The 17,295-nt window shown below is 43.6% G+C and carries 16 protein-coding genes and 1 pseudogene; 7 read left to right on the plus strand and 10 right to left on the minus strand.

The features are described 5' to 3' along the window. The first annotated feature begins 7 nt into the window (after window positions 1-7). Together V7K36_RS30270 and V7K36_RS30275 are read left to right on the plus strand one after the other, a co-directional pair. Window positions 8-583, plus strand: coding sequence for a Uma2 family endonuclease (locus V7K36_RS30270; RefSeq protein WP_335121340.1), 576 nt, complete (start codon window positions 8-10; stop codon window positions 581-583). Window positions 584-850: 267 nt separating this feature from the next. Beyond that, on the plus strand, window positions 851-1,402 hold the full coding sequence (locus tag V7K36_RS30275; protein WP_335121341.1) for an REP-associated tyrosine transposase: 552 nt from the start codon (window positions 851-853) through the stop codon (window positions 1,400-1,402). A 248-nt stretch (window positions 1,403-1,650) separates the two neighbouring features. Here the strand turns inward: V7K36_RS30275 and V7K36_RS30280 are convergent, their stop codons facing one another. Next, window positions 1,651-1,791 carry a hypothetical protein gene (locus V7K36_RS30280; protein WP_335121343.1) on the minus strand — a complete coding sequence of 47 codons (141 nt, stop codon included), beginning with the start codon at window positions 1,789-1,791 and terminating at the stop codon, window positions 1,651-1,653. A gap of 271 nt (window positions 1,792-2,062) precedes the next feature. On the opposite strand from V7K36_RS30280, the gene V7K36_RS30285 reads away from it, so the two are divergent. Beyond that, entirely contained in the window at window positions 2,063-4,255 is a 2,193-nt protein-coding gene (locus V7K36_RS30285) for a lytic transglycosylase domain-containing protein (RefSeq protein WP_335121345.1), read from the plus strand. A gap of 148 nt (window positions 4,256-4,403) precedes the next feature. Here V7K36_RS30285 and V7K36_RS30290 read toward each other — a convergent pair whose 3' ends face one another. After that, window positions 4,404-4,544, minus strand: a complete 141-nt coding sequence (locus V7K36_RS30290) for a hypothetical protein (protein WP_335121347.1) — start codon at window positions 4,542-4,544, stop codon at window positions 4,404-4,406. Window positions 4,545-4,807: 263 nt separating this feature from the next. On the opposite strand from V7K36_RS30290, the gene V7K36_RS30295 reads away from it, so the two are divergent. Together V7K36_RS30295 and V7K36_RS30300 are read left to right on the plus strand one after the other, a co-directional pair. Beyond that, window positions 4,808-6,190: an MATE family efflux transporter gene (locus V7K36_RS30295; RefSeq protein WP_335121349.1), complete on the plus strand. Its 1,383-nt coding sequence runs from the start codon at window positions 4,808-4,810 to the stop codon at window positions 6,188-6,190. A gap of 67 nt (window positions 6,191-6,257) precedes the next feature. Continuing rightward, window positions 6,258-6,671 carry an SET domain-containing protein gene (locus V7K36_RS30300; protein ID WP_335121351.1) on the plus strand — a complete coding sequence of 138 codons (414 nt, stop codon included), beginning with the start codon at window positions 6,258-6,260 and terminating at the stop codon, window positions 6,669-6,671. A gap of 194 nt (window positions 6,672-6,865) precedes the next feature. On the opposite strand, the gene V7K36_RS30305 is transcribed toward V7K36_RS30300, so the two are convergent. The 3 genes from V7K36_RS30305 to V7K36_RS30315 all read right to left on the minus strand — a co-directional run bounded on the left by V7K36_RS30305 (window position 6,866) and on the right by V7K36_RS30315 (window position 9,596). After that, a complete protein-coding gene (locus V7K36_RS30305; RefSeq protein WP_335121353.1) occupies window positions 6,866-7,906 on the minus strand; it encodes a D-alanine--D-alanine ligase family protein in 1,041 nt (346 codons plus the stop codon). Window positions 7,907-7,937: 31 nt separating this feature from the next. Further along, on the minus strand, window positions 7,938-8,333 hold the full coding sequence (locus V7K36_RS30310) for an SET domain-containing protein (protein WP_335121355.1): 396 nt from the start codon (window positions 8,331-8,333) through the stop codon (window positions 7,938-7,940). Window positions 8,334-8,426: 93 nt separating this feature from the next. Then, window positions 8,427-9,596, minus strand: coding sequence for a KamA family radical SAM protein (locus V7K36_RS30315; protein WP_335121356.1), 1,170 nt, complete (start codon window positions 9,594-9,596; stop codon window positions 8,427-8,429). A 520-nt stretch (window positions 9,597-10,116) separates the two neighbouring features. Between V7K36_RS30315 and V7K36_RS30320 the strand changes: the two genes are divergently transcribed. Beyond that, window positions 10,117-10,401: a DUF427 domain-containing protein gene (locus tag V7K36_RS30320; RefSeq protein WP_335121358.1), complete on the plus strand. Its 285-nt coding sequence runs from the start codon at window positions 10,117-10,119 to the stop codon at window positions 10,399-10,401. 41 nt (window positions 10,402-10,442) lie between these two features. Here V7K36_RS30320 and V7K36_RS30325 read toward each other — a convergent pair whose 3' ends face one another. Together V7K36_RS30325 and V7K36_RS30330 are read right to left on the minus strand one after the other, a co-directional pair. Next, the gene (locus tag V7K36_RS30325) at window positions 10,443-10,649 is read right to left on the minus strand and encodes a hypothetical protein (RefSeq protein WP_335121360.1); all 207 of its coding nucleotides are present in this window, start codon (window positions 10,647-10,649) and stop codon (window positions 10,443-10,445) included. Then, window positions 10,642-11,142 (minus strand): cupin domain-containing protein, encoded by a 501-nt coding sequence (locus tag V7K36_RS30330; RefSeq protein ID WP_334948611.1) that lies wholly within the window; start codon window positions 11,140-11,142, stop codon window positions 10,642-10,644. Before V7K36_RS30330 ends, V7K36_RS30325 begins: the two co-directional genes overlap by 8 nt. A gap of 264 nt (window positions 11,143-11,406) precedes the next feature. On the opposite strand from V7K36_RS30330, the gene V7K36_RS30335 reads away from it, so the two are divergent. Beyond that, entirely contained in the window at window positions 11,407-12,282 is an 876-nt protein-coding gene (locus V7K36_RS30335) for a LysR family transcriptional regulator (RefSeq protein WP_335121362.1), read from the plus strand. 363 nt (window positions 12,283-12,645) lie between these two features. On the opposite strand, the gene V7K36_RS30340 is transcribed toward V7K36_RS30335, so the two are convergent. The 3 genes and pseudogenes from V7K36_RS30340 to V7K36_RS30350 all read right to left on the minus strand — a co-directional run bounded on the left by V7K36_RS30340 (window position 12,646) and on the right by V7K36_RS30350 (window position 17,257). After that, window positions 12,646-13,524, minus strand: coding sequence for a HEAT repeat domain-containing protein (locus V7K36_RS30340; RefSeq protein ID WP_335121445.1), 879 nt, complete (start codon window positions 13,522-13,524; stop codon window positions 12,646-12,648). Continuing rightward, window positions 13,498-13,695 (minus strand): annotated as a pseudogene (locus V7K36_RS30345) (HEAT repeat domain-containing protein); the annotation flags it as partial. The gene V7K36_RS30340 and the pseudogene V7K36_RS30345, both read right to left, overlap by 27 nt. A 517-nt stretch (window positions 13,696-14,212) precedes the next feature. Then, complete coding sequence (locus V7K36_RS30350; protein WP_335121364.1) at window positions 14,213-17,257, minus strand: hybrid sensor histidine kinase/response regulator; 3,045 nt, start codon at window positions 17,255-17,257, stop codon at window positions 14,213-14,215. Between the last annotated feature and the right edge of the window lie 38 nt (window positions 17,258-17,295).

Here is a 17,295-nt window from a genome sequence, read left to right on the forward strand (position 1 = left end):
GGTGATTATGGCAATCACATTAGAGAAAGCTGCATCTGGGAAGATGACTCTTGAGGAGTTCTTTAATTATGACGATGGTACAGATGCTCTCTATGAGTTTGAAGATGGAGAATTGCTTCTGATGACGGCTGAGAGTGAGATAAATCGACGAATTGCCATGTTTATCCTTGTCTGCTTTGTGCAACTGGGTATTCCTGCTTATCGGCTGTCGATGAAAACGGAAATTGTGACTACTGGTTCACGGGTGCGCGTTCCTGATTTGGTGGTGTTTTCTGAGGAGTTGGCGACTGCGATGGAGGGGGCTAAACGATCTACGGTGATGCCAGAGATGCCACCCCCGTTATTGGTGGTTGAGGTGGTGAGTCCAAATCAGAGCAGTCGTGATTATCGCTATAAGCGATCGGAGTATGCGGCGCGGGGTATTGCTGAGTATTGGATCGTCGATCCGATACAAGAGCGAGTGACGGTTCTGGAATGGGTAGAGGGTTTTTATGAGGAGAAGGTGTATGTACGGGATAGCGCGATCGCTTCGCTGGTATTTGCTTCGCTAAAGTTGACTGCTGTTCAGGTTTTGCAGGGCTGATGGAAATTCATCAGGGGATGCTGAAATGAAGATTAGTGATTTATGTGAAGTTGTTCACGGGAGTAGCCCCGCCCAAAAAGTGACCTTTGCTACTACGGGGGAACCGTACCTCGTCTAATGGTGGCTGATTTTACAGTGCGATCACTCGATCTTGTAGGATGCGTTAGCGATAGCGTAACGCATCACCCTCTGGAATAAACGTGCTGAATTATCGATTATCTGCTGGATTTGGGCAAACTAATCAACAAATCCGAATTGTATGATTCAATGACCAACTACCGCAAAAGCAGGATTGAGGGCGGTACCTACTTCTTTACCCAGGTAACACATCAAAGACAACCGTGGCTTTGCACGGATGTTGCCCGTCCTTTGCTGCGCTCGGCATTTCTCAAGGTTCGTGAAAAATATCCTTTTGCGATCGATGCCATTGTGTTGTTACCTGACCACATCCACTGCATCTGGACTTTACCACCCAATGATAGTGATTATGCAACTCGTTGGCGATTGATTAAAAGCGATGTCACCAAGCAAGGAGCGTCTAAGCTACAGTTGCTGGCAAACCGGAGTGAATCACGGCAGAAACGGAGAGAGAGCAATCTTTGGCAGCGACGATTTTGGGAACATTGGATTCGAGATGATGCTGATTTTGCGCGGCATTGTGATTATATCCATTACAATCCAGTACAACATGGGTTGTGTCAGCGAGCAATGGATTGGAAGTATTCAAGTTTTCACCGATATGTAGCACAGGGTATTTATTCGGTTGATTGGGGAATGAAGGAGGAATTGATGCCCTTATTAGAGGTTTGGGATCGGTGAGTTCAAGGTTTTGGGTGATGCGTTACGCTGGCGCTAACGCATCCTACAAGAGCAGGCGATCGCACTGAACTCGGTACAAAACAAAGCCGCCTAATGCAACAACGTGATATGGTAATTGCAGTGAGTGGCGCACCACGACTCCTCGCAAATTGAGTAACCATTAATTCTGCAATAATTGATGGTAAATCATATCTTATTTTAGTTTTCTTTTTTGTTTAAGTCCCGTTAATCATTATCAAGGGCTACGCCTACGCATTTGCTATATCGGCGACTCCATTTGTTATTTCGGCGACTCCATTTGCTATATCGGCGATCGCATTTGTTATTTCGGCGACTCCATTTGTTATATCGGCGATCACATTTGCTATATCGGCGACTCCATTTGCCATTTCGGCGACCCCATTTGCTATTTCGGCGATACCTACGGCTGACTACGCCTACGCATAGGAGTATTTTTGGAGCGATCACCCCAATCCATCAAACCAAAGATAGATGTAATAATATTTAATATGTGATATCTACTCAATACTACTAACCATAGGATTGAAAATTAGAATTTTTCTACATAAAATTAAAAATCTAAAATTAAAAATTGGTAACACTGATGATTAGGAGTGTTAGAGTTTCAAGAAATTCACCGGAACTTTTCAGCGGGTATTCATGCTGAAGAAACTACAGAAAAAGCAAATTTCGATAATTGCGGGTGCAGCACTGTTTGCCTTTTTAGCTGGGGCAATGGTATCAGCACCTCAGATTGGCAAGTCTCTGGGGAAATGGCTCAAACTGAGTCAGAATCAAGCACAGCAAACATCAGAGGGTAGCATTGCCCAATCAGCCGTCTTTCCACTGGTATCAGAATCGCTGCCAGAACGGGCGGCAAAACTAGCAGCGATCGCTCAAGAATCGCGATCGCCAGATCGAAATCGCGCTCGTTATCTTTTGGCGAGTGATTACATTGAAAGAACCCAAGCGCAAAAAGCCCTAGTTTTACTAGACGGACTAGAGAAAGACTATCCTATTCTCGCGCCCTACATTTTGCTGAAACAGGCACAGGCAGAGGATATACTGGGGAAGGATGGCAAAGCTTCGGATCTCAGGCAAAGCGTGCTGAAACAGTATCCCAAAGAAGCGGCCTCTGTGAAAGCGCTCTATCTAATTGCCCAACCGAAGCAACAAGAAATAGCGATCGCTCAATTTCCTGCCAATCCTCTGACTTGGGAAATTATTCGCAAACGCTTGCAAGAAAATCCCAATCAGCCACAATTACAGTTGATTTTGGCTAAATATGCCTATGACCAACCAGGCATAGTTGGCGTTTTAGATCAGTTAGTAAAAGAACCTACCCTCAAACCCGAAGACTGGGAACTAATTGGTACAAGCTATTGGGAAAATAATCAATTTATCAAAGCGGCGAATGCTTATGCCAACGCACCCAAAACATCTCGCAACCTCTACCGTACCGCACGGGGGTTACAGGTAGGAGGCAAAGATAAAGAAAAAGCGATCGCCACCTATAAACAATTAGTGCAGCAATTTCCAAATACTGAGGAAACTGGGAATGCTCTACTGCGTTTAGCAGAAATGGCAACACCTAAAGATGGCTTACCCTATCTTGAGCAGGTAATTAGTAAATTTCCGAAACAAGCTGGTACTGCACTGGTACAAAAAGCCAAAACTCTCCAAGCCCTGAATAATCAAAAGTCAGCTAGCCAAGCGTGGCAATTACTCATAGCCAAGTACGGAAATTCTGATGAAGCGGCAGAGTATCGCTGGAAAATTGCCCAAGACAAAGCCAAAGCTAAAGATTACGTTGGTGCTTGGCAATGGGCAGAACCAATTGTCACCAACAATCCCAACAGTATTTTGGCTCCGAGAGCAGGCTTTTGGGTAGGAAAATGGGCAGCTTTGCTAGGGAAACAGCAGCAATCTCAAACTGCTTATGAGTATGTGATTAGCCAATTTCCCTACTCTTACTATGCATGGCGAGCCGCGAACATGTTGGGGCTAAATGTTGGCAACTTTGACAATGTGCGCGTGATGAACCCCGAAGTAATTACACCTCAGCGTCCATTACCGCCAACTGGTTCTGAAACTTTCAAAGAATTGTATCTGCTGGGTCAAGACCGCGATGCCTGGTTACAATGGGAAACGGAATTTCAGAATAAAATTCAGCCGACGGTAGCAGAGCAATTTACTGAAGGGTTGATGCGGCAGGCTAAGGGAGAAAATCTCATCGGAATTGACAAAATTTCTAAATTGGAAGACCGCGAAACACCAGCTGAACTTGCCCAATATCAAACTTTCAGCAAGCAAATCACCTACTGGCAAGCCCGTTATCCATTTCCTTATCTCCGGGAGATTGAAAAATGGTCTACTGAGCGTAAACTCAATCCCCTGTTAGTCACTGCCTTAATTCGTCAAGAGTCACGGTTTGAGCCAAAAATCAAATCTATTGCTAACGCTACTGGTTTAATGCAGTTGTTGCCGAGTACAGCTCAATGGATTACCCCACAAATCAAGGTGGATATCAAAACCATAAACTTAGAAAATCCCAACGATAACATCATGCTGGGTACATGGTATTTGGATCATACTCATCAGCAATATAACAATAACTCGCTGCTCGCGATCGCCAGTTACAATGCTGGTCCGGGCAATGTCTCTAAATGGCTGCAAACTCAAACTACACAAGATCCAGATGAGTTTGTTGAACAAATTCCCTTTGATGAAACGAAAAATTATGTGCGTCAAGTATTTGGCAACTACTGGAATTATCTGAGGCTTTACAACCCTGAGATTTCTGGCATCGTCGCTAAATATTCTGTTCAACACCCACAACTACCGGCGCGATAACGTTAAAAAGTTATGAGTTGTGAATGTTGAGTTAAAGCAATTTTTTAATTCCAAGTTCACAACTCATAGTGATTAGGACTTACGCACTGTACAAACTAATCATGGTATGCATTTACCAAAATAGGTCGTTTTAGGCTTTTATTAATCATTACTTGATGATAAATATACCCGCGCGTAGGGGCAATTCATTGAAAGCGGCGGGAAACTCCATCCCAAGAGTGGGTGGAGAGGGATAGCCGCTCCGCCGCTTGGGGCATAGGGCATGGGGCATTGGTAACTTCTTTCCCATGCCCTATGCCCCATTCCCCATGCCCAAAAACTCCATCCCCTTGTGGGTGGAGTTTTTTATGAATTGCCCCTACGAAAGATATGGGTTTTCCGACTATACGTATTTTGGTTTTCTTGTCAATGCGTAAGTACTAGTGATGTGTATTTAGCTAAGGTCAAGGTGGGGCAATCGCTAATAGCTGGAGTTGATGCATCTGTAAGTGGTAACATATCTTAATATATTAAATTTTACTTTTTTTGCACCCTCCTTAATTTTTGTGCCCAATGGAGTTAACTTCAAAAGAATTTAAGTCAGAACTGATATTAGAAGTCCAAGCCTGCCTACAATTGGCAGTTCCTCTGGTAATTACTCAAATCTTAGAAGCGGGCATTCCTTTATTGGATGGCGTGATGATGGGCTTACTTAACAGCCAAGCTTTAGCTGCGGGTGCTTTAGGTGCAGTGGCCTTTTCTACTCTAGCTTCCATTTGTCGTTCTATTCTTTCAGCAGTAGGTGCAAGCGTCGCCAATGCTTTTGGTGCTGGAAAAGTAGACCTAGTTAGCCGTACTACCGGTCAAGGAATTTGGTTAGCTGTGACGATGTGCTTACCTGTGATGTTTGTCATTTGGCACTTTGACTCTATCCTACTGCTGACTGGTCAAGAACAAAGCAATGTGTTATTAGCTCAAAGATATTTGCGGTCTATAGTTTGGGGTTTTCCTGCTACACTCGGTTTTTGTATCTTAAAAGAAGTTAGTTCTGCCCTTAATCGCCCCCAATTCCTAACAGTAATTACGGTGGCTGGACTATTATTGAATGCGGCTGCTAATTACATACTAATGTTCGGTAAATTTGGTTTACCAGCCCTTGGTTTAGCCGGTATCGGTTGGGGAAGCGCACTCATTTTTTGGCTGAATTTTATTACCGCCGCCGGGTGGGTTTACTTCGACGACTACTTTAAAAACTACCAACTTGATTGCGCTCTACATCAGTTCGATAAAGATATGTTTATAGATATCTTCCAAACTGGATGGTTCTTGGGATTGCAGTACGGAGCAGAAATTGGAGTATTCACTGCCACTGCTTTAATGATGGGATGGTTTGGGACAGAGACTTTAGCAGCTCATGAAATTACCGTCGAGACAGAAAATTTTGTCGAAACAGTATCTATAGGTATTTCCTATGCCATCACCATGAGAGTAGGACATCTGAGGGGACAAAATGATCTCCAGGGTGCAAGCAGAGCGGGATTTGTCTGCATTGCCCTAGTTAGTCCCTTTGTGAGCATTGTGGCACTAATTTTTTGGCTGTTTCCCAACTATATTGTCGCAATGTATTTGGACACCAGTAATCTGGATAATATCGAGATAGTTAAAACGGCAATTTCTTTCCTAGCTGTGGGGGCAATAGTCCAGATATTTTATTCTATTCAGACTATTGCTGCTGGTGCATTGATCGGGTTGAAGGATACTAAAGTGCCAGTGTTAATCACTATGTTCGCTTACTGGGGGGTAGGTCTAGGTGGGGGCTATCTGATGACATTTACTTTCGGCTGGGGTGCTATAGGTTTATGGTTGGGTTTAGTATTAGGGCTACTCATAGGTGCAGTGCTTTTAACTTGGCGTTTTTATCTTTTGACTTCTGAGAGTCTGGTTGAACAGCCCTAAAAACTTCAGCTAAAATAAATTTTAAGTTAGAAAAACTAAACAATTGAAGATATATAAACTTGTAATTATGCTGACTCCTCAAGAGATAAAAAACTTGGTTGACAATGCGCCTAAATGTGCAGTTCGTCAGAGTATAATTAACGGTTACGGACTTTTTGCCAAGGAGTTGATATTAGAAGATGAGCAAATAATAGACTTTAGCTTTTCCAATTTTTACCAAGAGGTTAGATATGCCGAGCAAACCGATGAATTTCTCAGGGAGGGTAAATTTATTGGAATTAGTGAGGAAATTTGTTTAACAGCTGAGGGTTCAACTAAGTTTGCGGCAGTCAATCATTCTCGAAATCCCAATGCCGTGGTTGACCTTGAAAAACGTAAAGTATTTGCTTTGATAGATATTCAACCTAATGAAGAAATAACGATAGACGTGCGTTTGGAGCCAATGTCCGAGCGAGCAAAGCAATTTTCTCCGTGGCTTTGAGTGGTATCCGATTTCAACTCAAAAAATCTTAGAGTGATTAGGGATTGTTTGTGCCGCACTAAGTAAGTCGGCAAGAATAAATCAAACTATCTTATGTAATGTAAAATAAAATAAATCAAATTGGCTCTTAGTAAGGACTTTAGTCTTTATTTTCTAAGTACTAAAGTCCTTACTACAAACCCTCGCAACTAGCTTCAACATTTGTACCTTTGCCATGCAGACTCGACTATTTCAGCAATGATTTCTGTGTATGTCATACCACCCAAACGTCCCATAATTGGCAAGTCTGAGCGGATATGATGTAGCCCTGGCAATGGGTTAACTTCCATAAACTGCAACACTCCATAAGTATCGCAGCGCAGATCCATGCGGGCAGCGTCACGGCAACCAAGAGTATGGTAAGCATCCAGCGCCAGCTGCTTTGCCTGTGCCGCCAGTGGTTCGGGATCTATGAGCAAACGATAAGATACCCGTTCTAGATACTCATCCTTGTAAAGGGTGGTATAGGCGGGGGTTTCTGCTTGGTCTGTAAAAATTACTTCCATCACACCTACTATCCGTGAGTTGCTGCCGTTGCCAATAATACCCACTGTTAGTTCTCGACCGGGAAGAAAGGTTTCCACGAGTACTGCTTGCTGAAAAAGTTCGCGTAACAATTGATAACTATTTACTAGCTCCTGGCGTTCTTTGACAAGAGAACGCCCAGTTATCCCTTTAGAACTGCCCTCCGCCACCGGCTTGAGGAAAAGTGGCATTGGCAGCAACACGGCGGCGGCTTCTGCGGTAGTACTCACCACCTCAAAGGGGGCTGTCGGCAAACCGCGATCGCGCACTACCATCTTAGTAAGTGCCTTGTCTAGCGTTAAGGCGCAGGTGAGCGGATCGGAAAAGGTATAGGGTTGAGCGAATAATTCGCAGACTGCCGGGACTTGGGCTTCACGAGAGCGACCTTTCAAACCCTCAGCAATATTGAAAAGCAGATCCCAGCGATCGCCCTTGGCCAAGCGCAGAGCGAGTTCTCTACCATTGCCGACACGTTCAACCTGATGACCTAGCTGAAATAGTGCAGCTTCTAGCCCGATGATAGTTTCTTCATCGTCGAACTCCATCACCTCAGAGGCACTGAAACCAGCCTTAAGGTAGTCTGCCTTCAGGTCATAACACATACCAATTAATAACCCCATAGCCCGATAATTCCCAGTGAGAAAGCTTTCTCTGTTAGCTTTAATGTCCAAATCAGGTGTCTTAATTGAGGAATTACGATTACTAAATCCTCAATGGAGTTGAAAATATCTCATCAACCACATCAAACCATATAGGAGATTTATCGTCAGGAGAACCGTTGTAATTGGCAGTAATTTCTTCTCTCACTTGTATATCTCGGTAGGCAATCAGATCCAACTCTCGGTCGGCGAATTTTTTCACATAATAAGAATTAGGATAGTAAGAATGGTTGATCAAAGAAGATAAACCTAGAGCGATCGCTGCAGCTTTATCTTCCCAATCGTAGTAATAGTTGCCCAAAATTGTTTTATCTAGGAATTTAACCTGTTCTGCGGGTATAACAACAACTGGCACTCTCTCAATGATCTCTCCTTTCAAAAAGCGCTTCTGTGCGAAGACACCTCGACCTTTTAGGTTTGTATTACCAACAATCAACATTCCAATTAATCTCCTGCGATTACTTAGTTTTTTGGTTCGCCAACAACTCAACAGAACTATTCCAACTGGCTCTTTTGGATGATGGCGATCAACTTATATAGTGTTAGCCCGCTCCACTGGATCTACATAGGTGTATGTCTTACCTGCCCAATTTCGCACTGTAGCTGTGCCCTTATCGTATGCAAGTAGAGTCTCGGCTTGAATTGGGATTTTGCCACCACCGCCAGGGGCATCAATTACATAGGTTGGTACAGCGTAGCCAGTGGTATGACCACGCAATTTAGAAATTAGATCAAGTCCAGTTTGAACACTCGTTCGCAGATGTGCTGTACCAACAACTGGGTCGCATTGGTAAAGGTAATAGGGTCGTACACGCAACTTGAGAAGACCGTGAAACAACTGCTTGAGCGCTTGTTCAGAATCATTCACACCTTTTAACAGCACGGTTTGACTGCCTAAAGGAATGCCGCCATCAGCTAGGCGATCGCAAGCTTGTGCCACTTCTGGGGTAAGTTCCCGCAGATGACAAAAGTGCAAAGACAGCCACACGCGATGTTTACGAAGCAAGGCAACCAGTTCCGGTGTAATTCGCTGCGGTAAGAAACTCGGCACGCGGGAACCAATTCGGATAAATTCAATATGCCCAATGGCACGCAGCCGCCCAAGCAAGTTGTCTAAAGGTTGATCAGACATCAACAGAGGATCACCACCGGAAATTAGCACATCACGGATCTCGGTGTGTTCCTCCAGGTAAGCAATGATCGCATCCAAGCGCCGCGTTATTGGATACATCTCACCTTGGCTGACTAAACGAGAACGGGTGCAATAGCGACAATAAGCAGCGCAAGTGTCTAGGGCAAGCAGCAACACCCGATCAGGGTAGCGGTGTACAAGTCCTGGCAATGGAGTGTCATTATCTTCACCGCATGGATCTACCATGTCTGCTGTACTAACTATGAGTTCCTCTTCTCGTGGTATCACTTGTAACCGTAGTGGGCAAAGCGGATCTTCTGGATCAAGCAGTGATGCAAAGTATGGGGTTACGGCTACAGCAAATTTCTCTGGTGCGATTAAAAGTCCCTGTTCTTCGGTAGCACTAAGCCTTAATAACCTCTGAAAGTGTTCCAGCTTAGTTAACCGATGCCGCATTTGCCAGCGCCAATCGTTCCAGCGTTCCTGGTTGTAAGTCTCTCCCAAAATCTGACAAATTTCTTCACACCGAACATCGGTTACTAGAGGATCTAGAATAGCGTTTTTGATCATGATTAGAACTAAATTAATCTGAGAATAATAAAAAAGAGGGGTAAAGGATAAAGGGATGAATTAAGTCGCCCACAATACCAAAAAGCTTTTTACCTTCCCTTTGCCTTTTTGATAAACCAATCACAGCCTGGTTTGTTTACCTACATTCGTAGATAAAAGAGAAAATTATTGACAAATGTAATCAGTTCTGATATAACATCCTCATCAAACAGGTGATGACTATTCTGGCTAGGACTTACGCACTGTACAAACCAACTCTAATGTGTATTACGCAAAATGTCCGTTTCAGACGCTGATGTGGTCGTCTAGTTACTGCGTCGGTGTTAGATATGGCTCAAAAACACACCCGTCAGCGTCACAGATTCCATAAATTCACTACAAATAAGCTGATAAGCGATCGCGCGTATAACTACTTTTTATGGTCTGGAACCTTTGTTGCAAAGAGAACACTCTGGAAAATTAAAGACGCTACAGCTTAGTGTCAAAATATTATGTGTATAGTTTATTAACAAAGTCGTTTATGTCGAAAGCAATTTGGAATGGAGCAGTTTTAGCCGAGAGTGATAATACTGTAGTTGTGGAAGGCAACCATTATTTCCCTGCTGACACCATTAACAAGCAGTACTTCAGAGAAAGTAACACCCACACCACTTGTCCTTGGAAAGGTGTCGCTAGCTATTACAGTATTGAAGTTGATGGACAAATCAATAAAGATGCCGCTTGGTACTATCCCAGCGTTAAGGAGAAGGCTAAGAATATTGAGGGTTATGTTGCCTTCTGGAACGGTGTAAAAGTTGAGGCTTAATAAAGGTTCCTGAAAGTATTTTAGTTTCAGGGACATTGATATTATGTTCGACTAATTGCCCATAAAATAATTAGCCCGCGCAGAGACAAGTCTGAGCGGGCTTCGTATTTAAACTCATTAATAGTAAGATTCTTAGCGATCGCTGTTCGCGGAAAAACTTTTTGGTTTACTAAAACGAACATCGCCCTATCAGTCATCTGGATTCTCGTTGGTTGAGTAGAAGCAAAGCATCGTGGTTCGCTAGTCAAGATAGTCTGGCGGGAACACTTCCTGACCATACTTTCTGGCAATTTCTTGCATCCGTTGTTGCGCTGCCTCATCCATAACTGGGGGAGGCAGAAAGGTGCCAGCCGCTACGGGCGTTCCGATCTCCTGAAAGAATTTCTCTAGTCCAGCGGGAACCACCACGCACCACAGATGCGCTATTGTATCTGTCTCATTTTTAAAGTCATGCACTACCCCGCCTTTGGGAATGTTGACAAAGGAACCCTTCCGGGCGACAAAGGACTGGGCTTTAGTTTTAACCACGACTTCCCCTTCCAAAACGTAAAAAGATTCTTGAAAGTTGGCGTGCGCGTGGGGTCCTGGCCCACCTTTCGGCGGCACCAGCATATCAATAGCAGCGTAAGCTCCTCCAGTTTGTTCACCGGTGATAACCAGGCGGTAGGTATCGCCGACAACCGACAGAACCTGACCGTCTTGAGCAGTTACAGTCGTAAGATCATTAATTGGATTTTCCATAGTGGTGAATTTGCTCCTGTTTTAGATTTACTCAAGTTGCCCTATTGCGGTCTACGGTCAAGGCATCGCACTGATCGCCCAAACCTGTGCTCCGGTGACTAAGATGAGTCGTTCTGCGTTTATTTGCTGTGTCATGCTTTTTTTCAATACTGTTTGCGTATCTAAAATTTCATCTTGTCTAAACAATAGCTTATACAGAAAAAAAGAGAAAGTAGTTAAAATTCAAAGCACTTATGCAAAAAATTCAAAAATGTGGTTGCGTCAATGGACAAGCTCAAAAGCCTGATGATTTTTATGCGCTCCGCTCAATATGGCAGCTTTTCCGAGGCCGCCCGACAGTTAGGCATGGCTCCGTCAGCCGTGAGTCGGGCTGTATTGCGCTTAGAAGATGAATTGGGGGTGCGCTTGCTCCAGCGGACAACTCGCAGCTTGACCCTGACCGAAGATGGCAACCGATTTTATCAACGCTCTCAGCAAATTCTCAACGATTTGGAAGAAGCCGAACTCGAAATCAAACAATCGCAATCCATGCCGAGCGGAACATTGCGACTGGATCTAACCTTTGCGTTTGGCAAAATGCATATCGCCCCAGCTCTGCTGCAATTTGCCGTACAATATCCGAAGCTAAATCTGAATGTTTCTTTTAACGATCGCCTGATCGATCTGATTGAGAAAGGCGTTGATGCGACAGTACGGATTGGAATGAGCAGCGATAGCAGTTTAATGATGCACCATCTGGCAACTGCACGCTACACCACTTGTGCCTCAGCGCAGTATCTCGCTCAGTATGGTACGCCCACAACGCCCGCAGAACTATTGCAGCATCGCTGTGTCAACTTTATCTTTCCACAGACTCGGCGAGAACCTAACTGGAAGTTTGAACAAGACGGAAAATCCATTGACCTTGCCGTTGAGAGTTATCTGCGATTTGATAACTCAGAAGTCATTTTAGAGGCGGTCATTCAAGGAGCCGGTGTAGTGCAATTGCCCAAATTTATTGCAGCGAAAGCGATCGCCCGTGGAAACCTCCAACCTATTCTCCAAGCCTACGCGACCCAAGTCGGATTACCGATCGCAGTGTTGTATCCGCAAAAACGCTATCTCTCGGCTAAAGTTCAAGCATTTATAACAAATGCATAAGCAATTGCTGCAAATGAGACAACAATTGCTACAAATAAGTACTTAATTATAATAAATGCTTAATTTATTTGATTAAATTTTAAGTATTACTTATGAATAAGACAGCATTTGCTACAAATGAGTACCCATTTATAATAAATGCTTAATTTGTTTGATTAGATTTTAAGTATTACTTATAAATAAGACAGCATTTGCTACAAATGAGTACGCAATTGCAGCAAATGAGTATCCATTTATAATAAATGCTTAAGCTGTTGTTGCTAACAGACAAACATTCGTAACGTCCGCGTCTGTTTTGGTAACAAATGGACAAGCTGTTGTTATCACGGGAACTTTATTTAGAACTCCCTGCTGCAAAATAACTTAAATTATTCTTGTGAAGAGGATTTTCTTTAAGCTTCGCATCGCACGAGTAGCAACATTATGCTGATGCCAAGCTTGATAGAAATCCGGGTAAAGCATATTCTGAGCGCAATTCCAGGCTAAATCGTAGTATTTATAATCCAATAGCCAATAACCACTTAAAGCTTTGACTACTGCAAAGCGATGCTTATTATCCTGTAGAATTTCTATTAAGTCAGATGCTGCCTGCCAAGCGGTGGAGTAATCTACAGTTGTTGATTGCAGCAGTTGCACCAAGGCGGCGATCGCAAATTCATTGCCAGTGCCGATTTTCCCTAAGCTTGATGCTGCCAGCCTACGGGTGTCGTCATGCACAGTAGTTGATTGCAGCAGTTGCACCAAGGCGGCGATCGCAATTTCATTGCCTGGGTCGATTTCCTCTAAGCTTGATGCTGCTTGGCTACGGGTGAAGTCATCCAAAGTTGTTGATTGCAGCAGTTGCACCAAGGCGGCGATCGCAATTTCATTGCTAGTGCCGATTTTCTCTAAGCTTGATGCTGCCATACTACGGGTGAAGTCATGCACAGTTGTTGATTGCAGCAGTTGCACCAAGGCTGCGATCGCAATTTCATTGCCTGGGTCGATTTTCCCTAAGCTATCTGCTGCCTGCCAACGGGTGGAGTAATCCACAGTAGTTGATTGCAGCAGTTGCACCAAGGCGGCGATCGCAATTTCATTGCCTGGGTCGATTTTCCATAAGCTATTTGCTGCCAGCCTACGGGTGTCGTCATCCACAGTAGTTGATTGCAGCAGTTGCACCAAGGCGGCGATCGCAATTTCATTACCTGGGTCGATTTTCCATAAGCTATTTGCTGCCAGCCTACGGGTGTCGTCATCCACAGTTGTTGATTGCAGCAGTTGCACTAAGGCGGCGATCGCAATTTCATTGCCTGGGTCGATTTTCCCTAAGCTTTCTACTGCCAGCCTACGAGTGAAGTCATCCACAGTTGTTGATTGCAGCAGTTGCACCAAGGCGGCGATCGCTTTTGTGCGGTCTGTTTGTTGTAGTGCTGACTTAGCTTCGTCTTTAGACCTCTTGCAAAAATCCCTAACACCACACCCTCAACCCCTCCTCGCTTGCGGAGAGGCAGGCTGTTTTAATACGAAGAAATAAAAATAGATAAGTTTTGATTCTCGTTTTGTGACGTGGCTTTTTACCCTCTCCAAACCTCTCCCCGAAAGGTCGAGAGGCTTTGAAACCCAGTTTTAGTTTTTTCTCTGCTTGTATGAAACCACCCTGCTAACCCCTCCTCGCTTGCGGGGAGGGGAGACAAAGCGTAGCTTTGGCGGGGTGGGGTTCTTATTTTTGATTTATGCAAGAGGTCTATTATTTCAATTTACACAAATAGTATTACGCAAAAGCTGGGCGATTATTACTGATATAACTCAGTCTTTTAACCCGCCTGCGCGGGTTAAGTCTGTGTAGGCGCGACTTCTAGTCATCAAGGTACTAAAATGGTGCGTTACGCCAAAGGCTAACGCACCCTACGAAAATATCTACTAAAATCTAATTATGAATTATCAAATTTTAATTAGAAGCGCCTTTTCCTGCTACAGGATGAATTATTTCCTCCAGCGTTTGGAGTAATTCTTGCTCGTTATAAGGTTTAGAGAAGTAAGCCCGCGCCCCCAATTGCATAGCCAATTGCCGATGTTTATTGCTGCTACGAGAAGTCAGCATCGCAACTGGGATATTTTTTGTATCCACATCTGAATTTACCTTACCTAAAAAGCCATACCCATCTAGACGAGGCATTTCAATATCGCAAATTACTGCCTCAACTCTCAATCCACTATGGAGTTTTTCTAAGGCATCTTGACCATCTTTAGCTTGTTCTACTTGATACCCTCCTTTTTCAAGGGTCAGGGCTAAAAAGCGGCGAACATTAATCGAGTCATCTACGATCAAAATTGTGCCTTTCTGCTTAACAGATGCTGCTGATATTTTTTCTTCATCAAATATGAGGAACGGTGTTTTTAACCTTGCTGATGGTAATTGAGTGCCTTTGGGACTTTGCCGATTTGTAGCAATCCAATACAGCAACTCATTGACATTAACTAGTGGCACTACTCGACCATCACCGAGAATTGTGCAGTTACTGAAACCTTCAGGTAGAGGTATATTTCCCTCGACTTGGCGAATAGCAACTTCCTGTTCACCCCAGCAACGGTCTATTGGGATTGCTACTGGCTGATTATTACCATTGACTACTAACACGCTGCTAGTATTAATTGCTGGCGATGTTTCCAATTCTGGGTTATCGTAGCGCAGGCAATTAAACTCTAAATAACGATTCAGGCGAATCAGTGGCAGCATCGTTCCTTGCCAATTTAGAACTTCGCTACCTGCCATTTGGAAAATTTGATCGTTTTGGAGTAAAGATATTTCTGAAATGACATCTGTGGGAAATGCCAATATCATTTTGTTAATTTCTACTAGCAGAACTCGGCCAACGGAAAGTGTAAAGGGTACTGATAGGATGAAGGTAGTACCAACTCCTGGTTCCGTATTAACTTTGACATCACCTCGAATCAGTTTCAGGTTGTTGCGAACCACATCCATGCCGACACCGCGACCAGATAATGCTGTCACTTGCTCTGAGGTGGTAAAACCTGGTTCAAAAATTAGTGATAACAGTTCTTCATCACTAGCATTAGCAAGTAGAGAAGCATCCAATCCCATAGCTAGGGCGCGGATGCGAATTTTCTCCAGAGAAATGCCCCAACCATCATCACGTATGGTAATCAGGGTGCGATTACTGCGGTGAATAGCTTTAATTTCAATTAATCCTTGTTCTGGTTTACCCAAAAGGCGGCGGGTGGCTGAATCTTCGATACCATGATCGAAGGCATTCCTTAACAGATGCATTAAAGGTTCGTTTAATGCTTCTAAAATGCTGCGTTCAATTAAAGTATTCCCACCTTCAATTTTTAACTGGACATTTTTCCCATACTCTACATTTAAATCGCGCAAAGCTCTAGGAAAACGTTCGATTAAATCGGACAGAGGCCGCATCCGAATATGATTTAGTTTGGTCTGTAACTGTTTCGATGTTTTGTTTAGTTTACGAGCAATTTGGTCTGTATCATCTACACTGAGTTGCACATCAGTTGTGACTTCCTGTACCTGAACAATGGTTTCCATAACTTCCTGTGATCGCAGGTTTAATTCGTGATAGCGATCCTTTTCTAAGGCATCAAATTTGCTATCTTTACCTTGTGTTTGGTGGCCATTTTCAGCTTGCGAAGGCACCGCAGCAGACAAGGCAGCTTGAGGAGAAATTTTCTTGTAGGCTGTACGTAATTCCTGGTTTCCTCGGTCGAGAACTTGGACTCGCTGGTTGAGGTTACGAACGAGTTTGCGTAATTTTTCTAGTTGCGAGTTTAAACCATTCCTCTGAACAATCAGTTCGCCAAATAAATCATTAATTTGCTCTAGTTGTTTGCTAGGAACTCGGACGCTATTTTCATGAGTATCACGCTCTTTGCCAATGCTAACTGGCTCGACTTTGCTTTCGCCAAATCTGGCATCTGGAGGATTATTTTCTCTAGCAAATATTGTATTTTGCTCGGTGATATTGACAGCATTTACGTCATTTGTAACTTCTGCATCTACAAATGTAAAATTAGCTGCGATACCTGCGGTGGGCTGCGCCAACGCTTCATCTTTAGTCCAAGTTTCTGGAGTTATTTTTGGTTGCCAAACAGATGTTGACTCTACTTCTATATCAGCTGTATCTGTGGCGATAAATTGTGGTATTACTTCTGCTTGTAATAGTGGCTGTGATTGCGTATAACTACCCAAGTCAATTTCTGTAGGCAAGTTATCTAGTTGATTTGTCAGTATCAAAGCTTGCGATCGCCGCCATGCTTGCAATGCTAACTCGGCAATTTCGGGAATGCGATCGTTGCTAACAGTTTCCAATTGCTGCGTTACTGACTCACAAAGCTTGGTAAAAGCTGCCAACTGGAGCATTTCCCCCAAACCGCCCAATTCAGATGCCATCATGACAACTTCTTCATGCAATCCGGGCTGTTCGTTATCTGCCAATATAGATTCTAGACGCTGCAAACACTCTTCTACTTCTGTTCCAAATAGCAAGGGGATAACGTTTTGTCCATCTTCTGGGGATAGCATGGTTGAGGCATCCTCCGGGTTAGGGTCGCCCAAGCGATCGTGCAACTCATCAAAAATGGGATAACAAAAGGTTGCTAACCACTGATCTTCAACAACATTTCCTTCTGCAAGCAATTCGACAATCTGACGCAGCCAGTCAACTCCAGATAGCAATAAACTCTGCAACTGAGTATCAATTTCAAGAGAATTTTTTTTAGTTTTTAAAACTTTAAAGGAATCTTCCAGACGGTGAGCTAAATCACTGATGGATCTAAATCCCATCATCCCCGCGCCACCTTTGATAGAATGAGTCGCCCGGAGTGCAGCATTAATTTTATCTAAATCGATGCGGTTAGTAGTATCGATTTCCAGCAATATCCCTTCTAGAGTATTTAAGTAATCAGTTGCTTCTTCCAGAAACTGCATCTGGATTTCTAATTCTTTGTCTTCTAACATAGTTTTTTCCTTAGTTATTGGTTATTGGTTATTGGTCA

Source organism: Nostoc sp. (assembly GCF_036919555.1).
Taxonomy (GTDB): Bacteria; Cyanobacteriota; Cyanobacteriia; order Cyanobacteriales; family Nostocaceae; genus Nostoc.